Source organism: Arcicella sp. GW458-12-2-14-TSB2, assembly GCF_059423785.1.
The window spans coordinates 21520-40428 of record NZ_JBWKYN010000031.1 but is presented as its reverse complement, the minus strand read 5'-3'; the positions used below and the strand labels follow the sequence as shown (position 1 = coordinate 40428).

Genomic DNA, 18909 nt, shown 5'->3' with positions numbered 1-18909 from the left:
ATATAAATATGGCTAAATCTGAACTCTTACTTTTACATAAATTAATACAATCCTTATCAAAAGCAGAGAAGAGGTATTTCAGGTTAACGACACAAATACAGGAAGGGTCTAAAACTTTTATGCAACTTTATGATATTCTGGATAGTTGTTCAAATTTTGAGGAAGAAGCAACTCAAAGAGTAGCAAATGAACTCACATCAAAATCTATAGAACCCGCAAGAAAGTATTTGTATGCCAATATTTTAAAAAGTCTGAGATTATTTGAAGAAGAAAATTCGCTTGAAAGTCAACTTTTAAACATGGTTCAGGAATGTAAAATCCTATTCAACAAGGGACATATTGATTTGTATAATAAGCGATTAGCCAAAGCCATTCAACTTTCAGCTAAACATGATAAACATCTTTTTTACTTACTACTCAGTAAATTAGAACTACAAAACTTGGTAAGTCTACAGTTTTCTGACATTACAGAAACGGAGCTTATACGTAAGCAGGAACAATTCAAAGCCTTGTTAAAACAAGAAAATATCCATCACGAGCAAGCCATGCTTTATGAAATACTTTGGTTTAGGTATCTCAAAAATGGGATGGTCAGAAGTTCGGCGGATATTGAAAAGCTCAATGATTTACTGTTAGAAGAAAGTCAGATTTTACAGCAAGCAAGACAAAAAACATTTGAGTCAAAACGGTTGCACTTACAATTTCAGTCCACTTACTTTTTAGCAGTAGGCAATTCAAAAGGGAGTATCGCTATTTTTTATGAGTTGATAGATTTATTTGAGCAACATCAAACACTTTGGATAGACAACCCAATGTATTACATCTATTGCATTGAAGGTATTTTAACCGATTTAAGAGCCATGGAAAAATGGGAAGAGATGGCTTTTTTTATAGCGAAACTCCAAAACATTCCAGCCCTCAATGAAAGTACCAGATACTATTTACAAGTACTTATTTTTTCATATCAAGTTAACCTTCATAACGATTTAGAACAAACCCATCAAGGACTAGCATGGGTAAACAATCAGCTAAGCGAAATTCAAAAAAGCATAGCACAAGTACCCGTCAAGCTTCAAATCAAAGCTTATTATACTTTGGCTAGGCTTTACTATTTTACAAAAGATTATACCATAGCACTGCAATATGTCAACGAGATTCTAGCTGCTTTTCAAGAAGACCTCGGCACATCATTGTATGCTGAAATTAGGATATTGAATTTATTGATTCATCATCGTTTAGGTAATTTTGATTACTTGAGTTATGATTTGCTATCGCTAGAAAGAAAATTGAAAATCGAAAAGAAATACCATGCCCTTGAAAAAGTAGTCATTCAAGTGTTCAGAAACGTATTTACATTAAATAATCGTTCTCAAAAACTATGGAATACGTTTAATGACCTTTCAAAAATGCCTTATCATCAACCCATTATCAAAAATCTGAAATTAGATAAATGGGTATATAGTCAATTGTTTGAGAAGCATTGAAACGAATAAATCTATCATCCATTAAGCATTATATCTCTCTTTCAACAAATTCATCATATATACATTTATTTCCCATTGATTAGCGACAGGCATTTGTGTATAAGGCAGTACGGGCATATAAGTAGCAGGGCCAAATTCGGTAGTGATAGTAAGCTGTGTTCCTTGTTGTCGATGCATTGCTACGACTTTGTCCCACCATGATAAATGTGCGTGTAGTACTTCTTTCCATTCTGGGGCACGTGGGTCATTTACCTGTGGACCTTCTGGATGACCAACTCTACTATGAATATGATTAGTATGAGCAATGGCCTTTGCTACAGCGTCCTGCTGATCATCCAATAATGACTCGTGGACGTTGCACCAATGAGAAATATCTAAACAAATCCGCAAAGCTGGGAGTTGAGTTAGATATTCCTGCGTAATATGGGCTGCAAAAAGACTTTTGCCTCGATGAGTTTCATGAATAATGGTAACCCCTGTTTCCTCAGAAATCCTACTGGCTAGTTCAAATAACTGTTTATTTTGTTCAAAAGTAAAGTAGTCTTTTCCAGTTTGACAGTTAATGAAAATGGGCTTCGCCGAAATAAGGTTTCTCAAATACTTTTCATAGTTCTCAGCATGTTCGTCTAAATCTTTTTCATGAGATTGCCAATATTGACCGATAAGCTCAAGGTCAAAATCATGTAAGGCAGCCAGTATTTCAGCTTTTTCTTTTTCATCAAAAGGTAAAGCCATTTCTACACCGTCGTATCCTGCTCTCTTTACGTTGTGACAAAAAGTTTCAAAAGGAAGTACATTGCCCCACTGAGGAGCATAAAATTTAAGTTTCATATGTGATGGTTTACACCTTACTACCATGCTAAATTAATTCAAAGCCCCTAATTCATCAGAAACATAATAACTCAAGAAACAAAAATCGTTTTATGTTATCTTCTTCTAGTTTAGTTTTTACCATTCTAATCTTTGTTTATCTTTTAATAGAACAGCTTTTAGTTTATTGTAGGATAACTGTTGAGGAGACGTTTTATCATTGATAGCAAGAACAGCTGCTGTTGCTGCTGATTGACCCAAAATCATAAAAACAGGCTCCATCCTGATTGAACCATAAGCAATATGACTACTTGATAAACAAACAGGCACTAATAGGTTGTTGCATTCTTGTTCTTTTGGTAAGATTGAACCATAAGCAATAGAGTAAGGCTTGTCGGGATGCACGCCTATATCACCTTCGTTTTGAACAAAGCCATCTTTTGTTACATAGCGTTGGGCATTATGAGCATCTAAAGCATAGGAACCCATTCCGATTGGCTTAGGCACTTGGGTTTTTCCTAAGGCATCTGCTTCTTTCATCACAAATTCGCCAATCATCCTTCTTGCCTCACGTATATAGAGCTGATGAGGCCAATTGCCATTATCTTTAAATTCATCCTTGGGTAAACCCCATTCTTGCATGTTATTCCGTACATCGATAGGGACACTTTCATCATTTTGCAAAAAATACATTAAGCCTTTTTGGTATAATTCATGTTCCTTAATTATTTGTTTGCGTCGCTCGTAAGTTGCTTCTGGATAATCATAATTTTTGCCAATGTAATCAGTACTAAAAGGCCCATGATTATTAGTATCCGTTTTGCGATTGGGAATCAGGTCAAATTTATCAAAGGTTTCACGCCAACCTGTAGCAAAAACTCTTGCCAATAATTCATATCGTGCTGGGTTGTATCCGTCTGGTTTGGCAAAAGGTATTCTATTGGCTGGATTACTGCTCAAACACATCCTGAAACAATAAGCCTGAATCTTATTGTCACCAGAACCATATTCTGCTATTGGTTCAGAAGAAATTTCTGGTAAAAGCCCACTATTTGGGTCATTTGCGATTTTATAGGGACTAATCTTTGTTTTAAAATGATGACCGTGCTGAAAAACCCCTGGTTGAACGCCATTCCATTTTTCACCGTAAACACTGTTGGCTTCGCGACCAATATGATACTTTACTCCTGCCAATGCCATCAGGTCGCCTTCATAAGTAGCATCAATAAACATTTTTGCCTGATAAACCTTTCCGCTTAGGGTTCGAAAAGATCGAATACCTCCAGATGTCTTTACTATACTTGTTGGTGAACGATTTAACCATTCATTCCGATAAACAACCAGTTTGTTTTCTTTTACTAAATCTTCAAATATTTTCTCGGCTGCATGTGGCTCAAATATCCACATGGTTCGGTTAGCACCATCAATGGCAGGTGTTCCTTGCCCCTTGTTGCCATATTCTTCTTTCTTTTGCCATTTCCAAGCACTATTATCCTGATAATGTTGATATAATCGTTGGTAAAATTCACGTGCTAAACCAGCTATTACTTCTTTGTTGCCTGTGTCGGTAAATCCTAAACCTCCAGACGACAAACCTCCTAAATGTATATCAGGCGACACAACGATAACTGATTTACCCATTTTCTTTACCTGTACCGCAGCAATTATGGCAGCAGAAGTGCCTCCATAAATAATTACATCGGCTTGTCTGATGATGGGAGCTCCGGCAATAAGCGTCTTCGGAATAGACATGAGAAGAACCAATGATACAACAAAAAATATGTTTTTTTTCATAGCTTGAATCTGCTTAACATTTATTTTAATAATATTGGTTTAGAGTAAATAAAGAAGATATGCTTTATTAAAAAGACTAAAAGATGACAATGTGTATTGAAGTTTGTATAGGTACATTCTTCAATAAAAGCCTTATAATAAAAACACACTATCTCTGAAATATTCAAAAATAGCGTATTATATTTTATGGAATAATTACGATTAATGAAATCTTCTGTTTCAAGTTAGCTTGAAATAGCAGAAGAACTATCTGCTCTTGGGGTAGTTCTTTCTTGAAAACTTGATTTAATTATACTTTTATTTCCAAGCCCTTATTGTATTCCGTAGCCCAAAGTTTATTCACATCTTTATCGTTTAGAATATGGACTAGGCAACCTTCAACTACTTGCTTATTCTTTAATAAATTGTGACCATTCAGCAGCAAATAAGGAGAGCAGATAATACCGTTGGAGATTAAAGCCTCTAATAAAAGAGCAATGCAAAAAATATTTATATTTTTGAAAAAACAAGCTATAGGATTCCGTCTTTCTTTGGAAAATTTTGCTACATGCCACCCATAGAGGGATATGCAATCTATGCTATTTCGACGATTAGAATCGATTAAAATTAAAAAAGCAGTAAACTATATCCGTTTACTGCTTTAAAAACTAACTGTTATTTTTCGTAATTATTATTTGAATAGAAGGTTTTTTACATTTAATGCTTTACTATTGCCCGTTGGGAATTTCACAAACACATCGTGTTGTCCTGAAACCCCTTTTATTTTCTGGCTAATATATTTAAAGCTGTTGACACCCGTTGGAGAAAAAGGGATAGTCGCTATCAATTTTCCCGTTTTTAAATCATCCAACCAAATCTCTATTTTACCCGTCACACTTGCTGAAATCTGTACTTGTACTTCCTTGCTTTTTTTATCTCCTAATTCTACGCCAGATAGCATAAACCATCCCCCCAAGTTTGAATTATTCGTAACGACATCTTCTGTACCAACCTTTACTTTTTCAACGCCATAGTAATTGCTATAACCCACCGCAGGAAGTTCAGTAAAACCATCTTTACACACAAAGAAATCAAAGTCAGCAGGTTTTTTTTCTGTAAATAACCCTACGCTCGTACCTACCCATGAATTATAATTTGGTTGGGTTTTATCAAGATTTCTCAAATTGATACTCTCACCTACCTGTTTCCAATCTTTGCCATCTCCACTACAATATCCCGTCAGATTGTGTTGATTTCGTACAACTTTAAGCCATACGATATTACCAAAGGTGTTTGGAATAGACTGTGTTTTCTTTTCAAAACTAAAAATGATTTTTTTACCATTTTCGAAACCACTATACAAACGCACTGTCACTTTTTGATTACCACTACTCAGATAAAGTCCTGCTTTGGTTAGAGAATCAGTCGCATTAAAATCTACTTTTGTAACCGCTGAATAATAGTGGTCTGTTTCCTTTTGAACAATACTAGTTCTGCTACTATCTGAAACAAGGCGTAACCAACCTTTTCTACTAGTAAGTGAATATTTATCTGCATATTTCTTGCTCAAAAAGTGCCAATCTAACACAAGGGTTTCTTTCTCAAAATAATCAGTCGCAACACTTCGCCAATTGATTTCACCTTTGGGAAGATTAGGACTTTCGATAGGTAATGTAGTAGGAGCCATTCCCCAAGGGCGGTCTCCTTCCCAAATCACAGGGAAAAGCGATGTTTGACGACCCGTACCTGACCAATCATCACCATCATACTTTTCATAACTTTGTCCAATTGTCCACCAGCTTCCATCGGCCAATTGAATAGGTGCTGAAATATGGTTAGGACGACGGAACCCTACTTTTGGGTCGGTAATAGGTTTAAAAAACTCTCCTAATCGTTCCCATTTGGTTGAGTCACCTGTCAAAGCCGTACCCCTCATTACATATTGCCCTCCTGATACATCCCCTGCAGGGAAGTAATAATAATAGCCATTACGCTTACACATAACAGGACCTTCTGCCCAACTATATTGTAGTTTTGCATTTACCCAGTCCATATCAATCACTGATGATGTCAGTTGACCATCTTTGCCTAATTCTTGCAAACGATTGGTTTTTTGTCCGTTCTTGATAACCATGTAAGGTTTGCCATCATCATCTACAAAAATGGCATTGTCATATCCTAATGGTCCTGTTTTCGGATTTGACTTTACCTGTACTGGCGTAGACCAAGGTCCTGCCGGAGAATCGGCCTTGCTAAACCATTGTCCATTAGAAGAGAAATATATCCAATATGAGCCATAGAAATACGTAATAGCACCCTGCCAAATTCCTGCTGATGGATTATCTGAGACAAAGCTACCTATCGTTGGTGGTACTACACGGCTAATAACTTTCCAATGCACCATATCTTTTGAATGATAGATTGGTAAATAAGGGGTAAAATGAAAGCTTGAGCCACAATGATAAAAATCATCCCCTACTTTTAGCATCGTTGGGTCTGGATGGTCGCCAGGTAAAACAGGATTTACGTATGTTTTTACTTCGTTGAAAAAATCTTGTGCAATTACAGATACTGAGCTAGTAAAGCATAATAAGCCTATTAATAAGATGTACTGATTTATTTTATATTTCATACAAAGTTTTCTTTAGTGAATAATCAAGATGATATTAATTAAAATTGATTCAAAAAGCTATTTAATCGTCAATGTACCTTTATCAGGAAGGTAGCCAAAGGTAGGGTCAACTCTGAACCAATCAATACCTATATACCCTCCCAGTAATTGAGTAGCATGGTTATTTATTTCCCGTCAATAACGTAAGGTTGAACCTCATTTTTAAAGTATTTCCTAAATGTGTAAACCTTTTGTTATCAGTACTATATCCAAAATTAGCTAATCCTGTTCCAAAATCTGGCTGGGTCATTAGGTAAATGGCAGATATTTTTAATTGAATAGAATCAATCGTTATTCCATTGTTAACCATCATTAATAGGTATCACCAACACGTATAATGTCAATATCTGGGAAGTATGATGCAATTAGGGGATTGGTATAGGTGTCATCACCATTATCCCCTTGCATTTTTTTGTAAAACTTCCACTTGCTAATACTATACAGAATATAGCTAACAAATAGATTTTATATTTTTCATCTTCTCGTTTAGGATAACACTTGCCAACCTTATCGGCTTACCTATTTTACTTACCCTTTGTACTGATCACTGAGTAAAAAGCAGGCTTAGGTTGATAGTTACGGTCGAACAATAATGGATAGTTTGTTCTACCACGTACAGGCCATCCATTCAGCCAACTTTGTCCATCATGTACTCCCCAAAAAGTTACTCTAGAAATCTTGTCTTTATGCTTCAAAAACAGGTTAAAAAGAGCTTCGTAATCCATCGCTAATTGAGTTTGAAGGCTGTCGGGTAATCCATTTGCATAAGGATTCAATGATGGAGAATTTTGCATGCGTTGGTTCACGTCAGCTCCTTGAAAATCACGTTTTAATACCTCAATGTCCAGTTCTGTAAAAGCTACTTTGATGCCCAAAGCAGCATATTGCACAATACTTTCTTCAATCTGTTTCAGCGGGATTTTGCCCAAATGCCAATGCCCTTGTATCCCTACACCATCAATTTTTACACCTGCCGCTTGAATTTTTTTAATCAACGCAATACATCCTGCTCTTTTAGCAGGTTGTTCGTTATTATAATCGTTGTAGTAAAGTTCTGACTTTGGTGAGGCAAGCTGTGCTAGTCTAAAAGCTTCAGTAACAAAGTTTTCGCCCAATTTATTCAAAAAAATAGACCTGCGCATTGTTCCATCTTCGTTGAGTGCTTCATTGACAACATCCCATGTTTTTACTTTTCCATCATATCTTTTGGCAACTGTTGTAATATGATTTTCAAAGAAAGTTTTCACAGAATCAGCATCTTTTATCTGGCGAACAAAATTTGGCAGTTGACTATGCCAAATTAACGCATGCGCATTCACTTCAAGATTCAAGTTTTTGCAGTAGGTTATTAACTTATCGGCAGGTTCAAAGTTGTATACATCCCATTTTGGATGAATAATCTGAGCCTTCATAATATTTTCAGGTGTAGCCGTATTAAACTGTTGAGCAATTAAACTTGTCGCCTGAGGGTCTTTATCGTCTATTTGATAAATACTTAAGGCTGTGCCAATCACAAAATCTTTTTTAAATACCTTCTTCAATGAAGGGATTTCTTTCACAGATTTCGTATGCTTTATCGGAGGTTTTGCCGATACCTCTACCATGCCACATAGTAAAAGTGCTAATAATGTTTTTTTATTTATCATTGGATAATTTTAGTTTTTTATATTTTATTGAACTATCTAGTAATCAAACAAATAATACATATTTTGCTATTTATAAGCAGTAATCGTTTGTATAGTTCCATCGGGATTATAATGCAATTCTGTCACTTTTACATTTCGTAAATGCGTTTTTCCAGAAAGCTGAATATCATGATAAAACAAGTACCATTTTCCTTTGACCTCAACAATTGAGTGGTGGCTTGTCCAACCGTCAACAGGATTTAATATTATACCTTTGTAAGTAAAAGGGCCATAAGGAGTATCGCCAACGGCATAACAAAGGTTATGGGTATCCCCTGTTGAATACGAGAAGTAATATTTGCCTTTATATTTGTGCATCCATGAAGCTTCAAAGAAGCGTTTGTCATTATTATCTTCTAAGAACAATTTGCCATTCTCATCCAAAATTTTGATTTCTTTTACTTCACCGTCAAATTGTTTCATATCTGCGGTTAGCTTTGCTATTCTTGGCAAACGAGCCACTTCGCCTTTCTTGGGATTATCTGTTACTCCTAAGTACGTATTTTTGTCATAACGCTGTAGTTGACCACCCCAAATACCCCCAAAATACATATAAAAGCTACCGTCATTATCTTTAAAAACGCAAGGATCTATGCTGTAACTACCTTTGATAGGTTCTTTTTCTGCCTTAAATGGGCCTACCGGACTTTTACTAGTTGCTACGCCCATTCGGAATATATCTTTTTTATCTTTCACGGGAAAATACAAATAATACATACCGTTTTTGAAGGCTGCATCAGGTGCCCAAAGCTGACGACCCGCCCAAGAAATATCTTTAATAGACAATCCCACACCATTATCTGTCACTTTCCCTCCAATTTTATCCATCGATAAAATGTGAAAGTCTTTCATATCAAAATGCCCTCCTTCATCGTCTTGAGCAACGCCAGATTCAATGTCATGTGAAGGATAAACATAGATTTTTCCATTGAAAACATGCGCAGAAGGGTCTGCCGTATAGATTTCCTTTATTAATGGCTGTGAAATCGGTTGTTTTTTTGATTCTTGTGCTACTACTGATAATGTGATCATTGTCATTGAAACAATCATCAAAAAAATAGACTTGTTTTTCATTGCTTAAAATTAGTTTTGGTCATTTCTGCGACCTACTTGTTTAATATTTACTACAAAAATTGATTATCATCATAAACTAATACATCCCTCTATATGAAGATTAATAGTTTTGCATGATGCCTAAATCATAGGGAATTATTCCATAGTCAGCATAATTGCCATTTACTACGCCCTGAAATATTACTTGACAATGATTTATATCTTCTATTTCACACATTTCATCTATCCCCGAACGCAAAATTTCTCCATGCGATACTTGGTCTGTCCAATGCTCATTCGTTTCAATTAAATTAGCGTAATCAGCCCACTTTTCATTAAGTTTTGTCCAAGTGCCATCAAGACTTGATGCTTGCCATATTTCAAAGTAGCGTCTTATATCTTCTACCATCATATAGTATTTGCCATCCGCTTTATTTTTATATACATGGGGTGCTTCAAAAGTATCTGTAGCAACTACCACTGGCTCAGACCATTTATAGGGAAAATCAGCAACAAGCGTACTCCGTTTTTTAATCGTAAAAGAGCCATCCTGAGCTGAATAAAAACAATGTATTTTTGTGCCATCTGAGATACACCAAAAATCAATTCCATCGGTAAAACCCATGGCTTTACCCGCTGACCATCCTTGAGGACTATTGATATCTGCATTGGTTGAAAAAGTTGCTCCTAAACCGCTTTGGTAGATTAAATACCAAGTTTTTTTTGATTTAAGTTGAAAAACCTGTGGCGCACAAAAATATGACCCTCCATTTAATGAAGCCATATAATTTCTATCGGCTTTTTTCAAGTCTGTTAGCTCTTTACCAGCAATATAACCCATGCGCCATTTAGTAGCGTCTCTTCCAGTATAGAACACATGCCATTTTCCATCAACATTCACAATCGTTGGATCTTTTACCGAAACGTCGTCAAAAGTTCCAGCAATTCCTTCTAAGAAAATCCTATCTCCAGTTCTCCAAATAGGATTTGATTTCATCGTATAAGGAGGGCTTATTATCGTAGGCGTTACTTCTGTTTTTTTGCAACATATAAGTGCCGAAAAAACGAATAACCATCGAACTATTTTGAGACTGCATTTATTCACTACGCTTATCATTTAAGATTGATTATATTATTATTTTGGATATTTAAGTTGATAACCGAAGTCAATAGATTGTCTCCAAATTTCAGACATCGCAAAGTAAAATAATAAGTGAAAAAACATGTAGCACAAATTAATATATCTGTATTCCAAATGTTCAAAGGAAAATATAAAACGATAAATTCAATTCATTTTAATATAAAAATGAGTTTTTAAAAACGATAAGTGATGAATTAATCACAAGTAAGCGATAAAGTTCATTACTTTATCGCTTGAGTAACTGCAAGAATTATTTAATTATTTAGTGAGGCTCTTTAACTACTAAAATGCTTATTTTTGAGACTGAATATTGTGTGTTAGTGATAATATTTTTCTACTATAAATTGTCTCCCTATCAAACTATTTTTAGCTCATATCATTTGAAAATTTCCAATAATATGAGCTAAAAATAACGAGACTTTACTATCAGTTTTTTTATATATTTTCCAAAGATTAAAAAGATAACGTTACGAACCATTATCAATATACGTTGCATATCTTATTTAATGGTCTGGGTATAATTTTACATTTTAAATATCGTTATGCTAATTATTTATCACCACTGTAGTAATACTACTTGGTGCTACGTTTAGTTCCACAATACTGCTTGTAACAGTCAAATTTTGCTTAGTTAAATTTTCTTTTTCAGTAGTAGTATAAGCAATAGCAGTAGTAGCAGCTAGTCCATTTAGCTGAACATTTTTAACAGAATTACTTTCTGGGTTTAGTATTACCACAACCGTCTGCGTCCCTTTCTTATAAGCTGTTATTTTTAAATAAGTATTCGTGCTGAAATCTGTACCTATGCGAACAAACCCTGGGCGGACAAATTTTGAATAATGCGAGAACCCATATCCACGTTTAAGCACTTCTCCATTGATAGTACCCTCTTCCCCATCGCCAATAAATGAATAGTAGCGTTGCAAATACCACCAAATGTAGGCATTCCAATTATTAGTCATTGCATCATGGACGGAAACAAGCATTTTTATACTTTCAGCCCATTTGGCAGTTTCTGAATAAGTATTCCATTTAGCAGCCCCAGTATTTCCAGTATCCAGATTCAATAAAAATTCAGTCATCCAGATTTCTTTTTTCTTTTGCTCTGCCAAAGGGAACTTCGCTAAACCACCACCATAAATATGACCCGCCACGATGTCAAATTTTTGAGAAGCCTCTTCATTCGATAGCAAGGCATTAGTCATGTTCTGGTTAAAATTCAAAGATTCTGGCGCAGCAAGTTTTGCTCCAATAATTTCGCCCGGAGCCTTCAAGAAATTAATCATGTCGTCGGCAGTCCAATCACAAGATTCATAAGAAGCTTTCCAGTCAGGCTCATTTTGAATAGAAACCACATCTACGGGTGCGCCGTTTTGAGTCATAAAAACGATAAATTCATTGATATAATCTTTAAATGCTTTGTAGTTTTCAGGCAATAAATGGCCACCTATATCGCTTTTATTACTCTTGAGTGCTGCAGGAGGCGACCAAGGACAAGCCAATACTTTTGCTCCATATTTTTTTGCCTCTTTTACAGCTTCTACAATAATAGGCCATTCATTTTTATTAGAAGACAATCTTACCCTGAAAATGCTAAGCCCCAATTGGTTTTCATCTACCCCAAATGCTTTTGTTGCTTCCGTAGGTTTCAACGATTGTGTCCCCCACATTCTGTTTGCTGCACCAAACCCTGTGATTGTCTGATAGGTTGTCTGGGGGTTTATATTAATATTAAAAGGTGTGGGCTTAACCACAACAGGATTAGTATCAACTGCTTTTTCACAAGCTGAACAGATAACTATTAACGTGAAGAAATAGAAAAAAGATTTGAACAAATTTTGCATAGTTATAGTAGGTTTTGTTTTATAAATGACAATAAAGGCTCTCACCAAGCCATCTGAAACGGCTCGATAATTCTTAAACTCCTAAGAAAAATATAACCACTATTCATAAAAAATGGTGGTTATGTTTGTGGGATATTATTTAGTAAGTCGTTCGTATTTCAACAGTTTACTTGCCCAAGGAATGAAAAACTGAAAGTTAGGGGCATCCGTATGACCGCCATTGTGTTGTCTCCAAGCTAATTCGCCGTCGAGTAAGCCAGAAAGTACGGGAGGCATATTTTCAGTATTGTAATCATTACTTACCCCTAAATCCTTTGCACCCAACAGTTTAAATACTGTTCCTGCCGCTATGGTAGCTTTATAACTCCCAACTTGGTCAAGCCATTTAGCATCTCCCTTTTCTGGTATGCCATAACTCACAAAAGTAGGACGTGGTGCACAAAGTGCCAGAAGTTCGTGTGAGTCTACGGGAATATCACAGCCTGTTTTACTCCCAAAAGAAGATTCAGCCGTAGCATACTTGAGGTAATTGCCAGCTAACCAATGATATCCTCCTGAACTAGCCAAACTTTCTACTGCTTCACCAAAAACTCGTCTTTGTAGGGTAGTTCCACCCTTTCCCGATGAGCCAATTAATCCTAAGGCAAAACGTTGGTCAAAAGCCATTGCCACTAGCGCCGCTTTTCCATACCTAGAAACGCCTTCGATTCCTACTTGCTTGGCATTGACCAAAGGTTCTGTCTCGAGGTAGTCTAGTGCTTTGGATGCACCCCAACCCCACGCTCTTAAAGCGCCCCAATCGTCTGGCTTTCTTGGTTGTCCTTTATTTACTAAACCAATAATTCCGCGCGTTAGTCCTGCACCATTATCAGCCTGTATACTACCTGTTTCTAGCGTACAATATCCCCAACCAGCCGCTAACAATTGCTCGGTAGGTGGAGAATCACCCGTGACTGGCGGTGCAAAAAAGCTAGGTGCGGGTAGTCTGGTGATAGGCGAATAAGCAGGGTACTTATCAAAAATCTGCTTTAAATCTGGATTAGCCTTTATCATCATTTCCTTAAAAGCCAGATTTATTTTCTCCATATCGCTCGGGATAGGCTGTGCTGGTGCTGGCAAACTAGGAAAACCAAACATGATAAGTACTGGCACTGGACCTTTTACATTAGTCGGTAACACCACTACCATGTTGATGTTTACATCAATCAAAGGATAGTCAGTATTATCTACATGACCAATCAGGTGTTTAGCCACTACGGGAACACGCCCTACAAATTCGTTATCGGTAACTTTTACTGTCCAAGTTACTTTAGGTATATTCTTAGGGATTCGCCCATACATTTCTTTTTCAAAGTCCTCAGTGATTTCTGGGCGACGTTGATTCCACCACGCTGTAGGAGTAGTTATTTTTTTGCCATTTTTGGCAGTAAGAATATCTAATAATAAAGGGCAAGGATTGGCCAATTGTTCATCATAGTTGGCATGATTAGGGTCGGCTTCATTAGCACTGGGTCCTGGTCTTAGTTTTTTAATACCCAATTGCTGCATCATATTGGCTTGGTCTTGCTGTGCTGTAAATGTAGTAAGTGGCGGGTATTTGTTACTATCAATGACAGTCTGTTGCGATAAGCCTAAATAGCTTAGGCTCATAGCTCCAATAAATATTAAGTATATTTTCATAGTATAGGAATTTTTAAACGCAATGATTATTTATCGGTTCTGAATGGTGATGCAGGAAGCCCCTCTTTATTATATAAATTAGGATTCACAGGATTATCAGCCCATGCGTATCGTACATATAATGGCTTTGTTACTTCATCACTCCACACTATTACTTTATCTCCTTCAATTGTTGCTTTTGCCCAAACAAATTTTTTATCTTCTCCCGCAATAGCAAAATCTCCCAGTTGTTCGCCATCATTGGTTGTTAAGCCTGTTCCTACATTCGTAAAGCTGATAACAATTTTATTTCCGTCTATTACAGAAGACTCAAACAAAGGCCCCGAGCTAACCAAGTTTTCGTGATAAGCTAATTTCATGGCTGTGAGCGATAAGCGTTCACCGACATCTTTTTTATTATCTGGATGAATATCGTTCCATTCACCAAGGTCAATAGCAACGGTCATCGCTGTATTAGGAACTGATAATGCTTTTAGCTGAGACTCCCTTAACAAAGCCCAACTACTTTCTGTAGGCAGATAGCTATATTCCATGAAATTAGGTAGTTGCACATACAAAAATGGTAGCGAATCTTGCATCCATTTAGTACGCCAATCGTGAATTAAGGCAGGCAATAATTTTTCGTATGCTTGTGGCTGACCAGCATTGCTTTCTCCTTGATACCAACAAAAACCTTTGATAGCATAATTGATCGTTGGCGCGACCATGGCATTAAACAAAGCCGTTGGTTGATTTTGAGCATTGATTCCACCGCCCCAATTACCCCCAGTAATGGGTTTATAGACTAACCCCACCTTATATTGCCAGCTACCTTTAAGGTCAACAGTATCTGACCCTGAAAAAATACAATACGGCTTATCAGGCACAAATCCTCCTTTGCCAGCCGTATTTGTTACACGGACTACAAAAAGATTTTTGCCTGATTTTAATACATCTTTACCGACTTTATACCTACGTTGTGGATATAGATAGGAAGTACTACCTATCCTCTTACCATTAATATACAGTTCGTCGGCATCTACTATTCTGCCTAAAAATACTTGCGCTTGCTTGCCTGTCATAGTAGCAGGAATATTTATTTCTCTTCTATACCACACTACGCCATTAAGGTCTTTTAATCCTTGGTCTTCCCAATATCCAGGAATGTTGATATTCCGCCAATGCTTAGGCGTATAAGCAGGTTCATACCATTTTGAAGAACCCGATAAGCCTTCATCCACTACTTGTACCGGTTTATTAGTACTAGTAGCAGGTTTTCGATTCAAACTATTAACATAGGAAGTATCCTTATTTTTCTCAATAATCCCCTTGATTGCCCCAAAATCTTTGAAGCCTTCTTCACTCATCCATGCCTCTATAGGTGTACCGCCTACACTGGCATTGATGATACCCACTGGCACTTTATATTTTTCATGTAGTTTCTTAGCAAAAAAATAGGCTACCGCAGAAAAAGGTCTTACATCTTCACCAACCGCCGCTTTCCATTGACTATCGGGAAGGTCATTTTGAGCACCTTGAAGATTAGTGAGGGTAGGTATCCAAAACTGTCTGATTTGTGGATAGTTAGCTTCAGCAATTTCTTTTGCATAGGTTACATCATGGATATTCAACTGATGAACCATATTACTTTGTCCGCTACAAAACCACACATCTCCAATAAGAATATCTTGTATGTTGATTTGTGTCTGTCCTACAATATCCATCGTAAATGGCCCACCAGCCTCCATAGCAGGTAAAACAATTTGCCAATTTCCCTTAGTATCAGTCGTAGTTTTATATTGTTTATTTTTAAACTTCACGGTGATTTTCTCGTTAGGAGATGCCCATCCCCATATTTTCAGGTTGGTATTTCGTTGAAGAATCATTCCGTTGCTAATTAATTTGGGCAATCGGAGTTGTGCCTGAGCTACCAAGCTCATCACAACCATTAAACAAAAGAGCATTGTTTTTTTCATAATAAAATCTTGATGCTAGTATCTAGTACAAAAGGGTCTCAATCTTTTATATCCGATAATCTGTAGGTTATTTTTTAGTGTTATTATTTAATGTTTCTTCGGGGCCAAGGTAACTTTGTGCTATACCTCCAAAATCAGCTACTAACTTTTGTAATACCACCCCTGGCGTTACTAACCAAAATTTCAAAGTATGCTTTCCTGCATTAGCGATATTATGCTTAGTGGTTTTAATAATAATATTTTCTGATACCCATTTATTCCATACGCCCTTATCACTTGTTTTATCTTCTTTGTTTAAACTAATGATTTGAGGAGCCTCGTCATCTACAGCAATTGCGTATTGTAAACCATTCTCTTCTCCATTAAAATTTAGACTAGGAGAAAAATAGGCATCTATCGCAAAATCTCCCTTGCTATAAGTATAGATTTCGTATTCCAAACGAGGAGCATTGCCTTCTGGCTTTTGCTCCTTCCCAACCACTGGGAAAGCAGTAATAGCCGACCCCGTTCTGCCGTGGTCAGGAAGCACCGTCCATTTTATGCCATTTGTATTGATTGCTTTTGAATAATGATTTGCATCAATCGATACACCTTTTTGTTCGTCTTGGTAAAAAATATTTCCTTTCAGTCCTGTAGGAATTTGGGCTTTTTTCACTGTTTTAACCCCCAAGTCCTTTTGTTCTGCCACTGAATCTGCTAATACATACTTAACTGTTGGTATTTTCTGTTTTACTGGTTGTTGCCAGTAAGTGTATCCAATGTGAGTCTGGCTCATCATGTGGTTCCATTTGCCGTTATTCAATTGGTGGTATGCCAGCGTAATTAATGAATCATTCGCATACAGTTGTTTTACTTTATCGGCATAAGTATTCGCTACGTTCCATTTATTATTAGCTGCTCTTTTGTTCAATGCCACATGATAATACATTTCATTGAGATTGGCACAGGCTTTTATAGGATGTAATACTAGTTGAAAATAAGCATCATGGTATTCAGAAGGCAATTGTTTATTGATGTCTTCCGCTTTTTTTAGCAAGTCATTATATTCAGTTACCACCTTTTTCCACTCATTATTATTAAGACTATACGTATCAGCGTCAAGTAATTCTGGTTTTCTTCTGCCATTATACTTGGCATATTGATTCATTAAATAGGCAATTTCTTGCGCTTGTTTTTTTCCAAATTGCGCCTCAGCCCATGTTTCACTATACTTTTGTAAGTCGTTCGCCTTCATCTTTTCGGGATTCCAAGCATAATCTAAAAAGAATGAAATCGGAAATTCCATTGGTTTGATATCCCCTACATTTACAATCCATATATCCTTTACTTGATGTTCCCAAGCTAAGTGCATCTGTTCCCAAATACGTGGAAGCGGGTTAGTATTCAACCATTTATAATTTCGAGGCCCACCTACGTAATCAAAATGATAATAGATACCATAGCCTCCTTTTCTAGGTTTATCTTCTAATTTTGGTAGTCTACGTATATTCCCCCAATTGTCATCACAAAGTAAAAGAGTCACGTCGTCTGGTACGCTCATGCCTTTTTCATAATACTCCTGAACTTCTTTGTATAATGCCCACAGTTGTGGCGTTTCGCTAGCAGGCTTGCCAGTTTCTTCGCTAATGATATTCCTTTGGTCTTTTACTATTCGTTCCAGCAAGGCTGTAGCAGTTTCACGAGACATTGGCTCATCGCCATCACCTCTCATACCAATACTTACTATTTTCTCATTATATGCCCTTTTTATCCCTTCTCGCCAAAACTGCTGTAGCTTATCTTTGTTGGTTTCATAGTTCCAAGCACCCTTTCCAACTCTTCGCCATTCATCATGCGCACGCATCAACGGTTCGTGGTGTGAAGTACCTATGACTATTCCATACTGATCAGCTATTTTTATATTCAGCGAATCATCAGCATAAAAAGCATTGCCCCACATCGCTGGCCATAGATAGTTTGCTTTTGAACGAAGTAACAATTCAAATACTTTTTCATAAAATGTATGATTAAAGCCTCCAAACTTTTCTTTAGTCCAGCCAGATAAAGCAGGAGCTTCGTCATTAATAAAAATCCCTCTGTATTTTACCTTTGGAGCATCAACAATTCTGATACTTTGTTTAAGATAAACATCCTTTTGTTTTTTGACAGGCACATCTGCCCACCAATACCAAGGTGAAACACCTATTTGTTTAGATAGTTCGAATACACCATAAGCTACTCCACGACGGTCACTCCCTGCAATAACAAGAACATTAGATACACCTGATTTTGGATTATTGACCGACTGTATCAGCGACGCTTCCCATTGGTTTTTAAGTGCATTGCCATCTATTTTCTTTTGTAAAATCAGTTCCTTGATAAATGATGATTGCTGTATCGTACCGATTACAATGACATTTTTCGGCATTTTATCAACCGTATTAATAATAGGTATTTTTTTGCCTATTACTAATGCGATGTCTTGTTGCAAAAGTTCTGCTGATTTTTTTACAAGCGCAACTTCAGCATTATCAACATAGATGGCTGCTGTAGAGAGAGCAAAAGAAGATTTATCAACAGTAATACTTTGAGATAGCCCTGATATGGAAACAAGGAAAAATAAGGCAATGAATAGTTTTATTTTCATTTATCTTTTTGAAATAATTAAATAGAGATTAATAGTTATATGTTCAGATAATTATGGCACTTTCATGATTACTTGTGTAAGAGAATACCCTATCGGACGAGGTGTCTCACTACTTACAATTAACTTATTAGAAAATTGCTTATCGAAGGCTGTATAAAATATAAGCCCACAGGGTGATTAAACGGTG

12 protein-coding genes are annotated in these 18909 nt (G+C 36.6%); 1 reads left to right on the top strand and 11 read right to left on the bottom strand.

What is annotated here, in order from left to right:
• Window positions 1-1484: hypothetical protein (locus tag AC07XN_RS06740; RefSeq protein ID WP_494742488.1), on the top strand; the 1484-nt coding region annotated here is incomplete at its 5' end.
• Between the two features lie 21 nt (window positions 1485-1505).
• On the opposite strand, the gene AC07XN_RS06735 is transcribed toward AC07XN_RS06740, so the two are convergent.
• From AC07XN_RS06735 to AC07XN_RS06685, 11 genes are all read right to left on the bottom strand, one after another.
• Window positions 1506-2315, bottom strand: a complete 810-nt coding sequence (locus tag AC07XN_RS06735) for a sugar phosphate isomerase/epimerase family protein (protein ID WP_494742487.1) — start codon at window positions 2313-2315, stop codon at window positions 1506-1508.
• A gap of 117 nt (window positions 2316-2432) precedes the next feature.
• Window positions 2433-4046: an FAD-dependent oxidoreductase gene (locus tag AC07XN_RS06730; RefSeq protein WP_494742489.1), complete on the bottom strand. Its 1614-nt coding sequence runs from the start codon at window positions 4044-4046 to the stop codon at window positions 2433-2435.
• Between the two features lie 712 nt (window positions 4047-4758).
• Window positions 4759-6699 carry a family 43 glycosylhydrolase gene (locus tag AC07XN_RS06725; RefSeq protein ID WP_494742486.1) on the bottom strand — a complete coding sequence of 647 codons (1941 nt, stop codon included), beginning with the start codon at window positions 6697-6699 and terminating at the stop codon, window positions 4759-4761.
• Window positions 6700-6859: 160 nt separating this feature from the next.
• Window positions 6860-7051, bottom strand: coding sequence for a hypothetical protein (locus AC07XN_RS06720; RefSeq protein ID WP_309917774.1), 192 nt, complete (start codon window positions 7049-7051; stop codon window positions 6860-6862).
• A 211-nt stretch (window positions 7052-7262) separates the two neighbouring features.
• The gene (locus AC07XN_RS06715) at window positions 7263-8342 is read right to left on the bottom strand and encodes an endo-1,4-beta-xylanase (protein WP_409014224.1); all 1080 of its coding nucleotides are present in this window, start codon (window positions 8340-8342) and stop codon (window positions 7263-7265) included.
• 108 nt (window positions 8343-8450) lie between these two features.
• The gene (locus AC07XN_RS06710) at window positions 8451-9461 is read right to left on the bottom strand and encodes a glycoside hydrolase family 43 protein (RefSeq protein WP_494742485.1); all 1011 of its coding nucleotides are present in this window, start codon (window positions 9459-9461) and stop codon (window positions 8451-8453) included.
• Between the two features lie 136 nt (window positions 9462-9597).
• Window positions 9598-10473: a non-reducing end alpha-L-arabinofuranosidase family hydrolase gene (locus tag AC07XN_RS06705; protein WP_309917780.1), complete on the bottom strand. Its 876-nt coding sequence runs from the start codon at window positions 10471-10473 to the stop codon at window positions 9598-9600.
• 689 nt (window positions 10474-11162) lie between these two features.
• A complete protein-coding gene (locus tag AC07XN_RS06700; protein WP_494742484.1) occupies window positions 11163-12461 on the bottom strand; it encodes a glycoside hydrolase in 1299 nt (432 codons plus the stop codon).
• A gap of 135 nt (window positions 12462-12596) precedes the next feature.
• Window positions 12597-14141: a glucuronyl esterase domain-containing protein gene (locus tag AC07XN_RS06695; protein WP_494742483.1), complete on the bottom strand. Its 1545-nt coding sequence runs from the start codon at window positions 14139-14141 to the stop codon at window positions 12597-12599.
• Between the two features lie 26 nt (window positions 14142-14167).
• Window positions 14168-16096 (bottom strand): sialate O-acetylesterase, encoded by a 1929-nt coding sequence (locus tag AC07XN_RS06690; protein ID WP_494742482.1) that lies wholly within the window; start codon window positions 16094-16096, stop codon window positions 14168-14170.
• A gap of 67 nt (window positions 16097-16163) precedes the next feature.
• Complete coding sequence (locus AC07XN_RS06685) at window positions 16164-18722, bottom strand: glycosyl hydrolase 115 family protein (protein WP_494742481.1); 2559 nt, start codon at window positions 18720-18722, stop codon at window positions 16164-16166.
• Window positions 18723-18909 lie beyond the last annotated feature (187 nt).

What these genes read in the sequence shown, in the direction of transcription:
- AC07XN_RS06735 (WP_494742487.1), bottom strand. Translation starts at nt 2,315, where the DNA reads ATGAAACTTAAATTTTATGCTCCTCAGTGGGGCAATGTACTTCCTTTT.
- AC07XN_RS06730 (WP_494742489.1), bottom strand. Translation starts at nt 4,046, where the DNA reads ATGTCTATTCCGAAGACGCTTATTGCCGGAGCTCCCATCATCAGACAA.
- AC07XN_RS06725 (WP_494742486.1), bottom strand. Translation starts at nt 6,699, where the DNA reads ATGAAATATAAAATAAATCAGTACATCTTATTAATAGGCTTATTATGC.
- AC07XN_RS06720 (WP_309917774.1), bottom strand. Translation starts at nt 7,051, where the DNA reads ATGATGGTTAACAATGGAATAACGATTGATTCTATTCAATTAAAAATA.
- AC07XN_RS06715 (WP_409014224.1), bottom strand. Translation starts at nt 8,342, where the DNA reads ATGGTAGAGGTATCGGCAAAACCTCCGATAAAGCATACGAAATCTGTG.
- AC07XN_RS06710 (WP_494742485.1), bottom strand. Translation starts at nt 9,461, where the DNA reads ATGACAATGATCACATTATCAGTAGTAGCACAAGAATCAAAAAAACAA.
- AC07XN_RS06705 (WP_309917780.1), bottom strand. Translation starts at nt 10,473, where the DNA reads ATGAAATCAAATCCTATTTGGAGAACTGGAGATAGGATTTTCTTAGAA.
- AC07XN_RS06700 (WP_494742484.1), bottom strand. Translation starts at nt 12,461, where the DNA reads ATGCAAAATTTGTTCAAATCTTTTTTCTATTTCTTCACGTTAATAGTT.
- AC07XN_RS06695 (WP_494742483.1), bottom strand. Translation starts at nt 14,141, where the DNA reads ATGAAAATATACTTAATATTTATTGGAGCTATGAGCCTAAGCTATTTA.
- AC07XN_RS06690 (WP_494742482.1), bottom strand. Translation starts at nt 16,096, where the DNA reads ATGAAAAAAACAATGCTCTTTTGTTTAATGGTTGTGATGAGCTTGGTA.
- AC07XN_RS06685 (WP_494742481.1), bottom strand. Translation starts at nt 18,722, where the DNA reads ATGAAAATAAAACTATTCATTGCCTTATTTTTCCTTGTTTCCATATCA.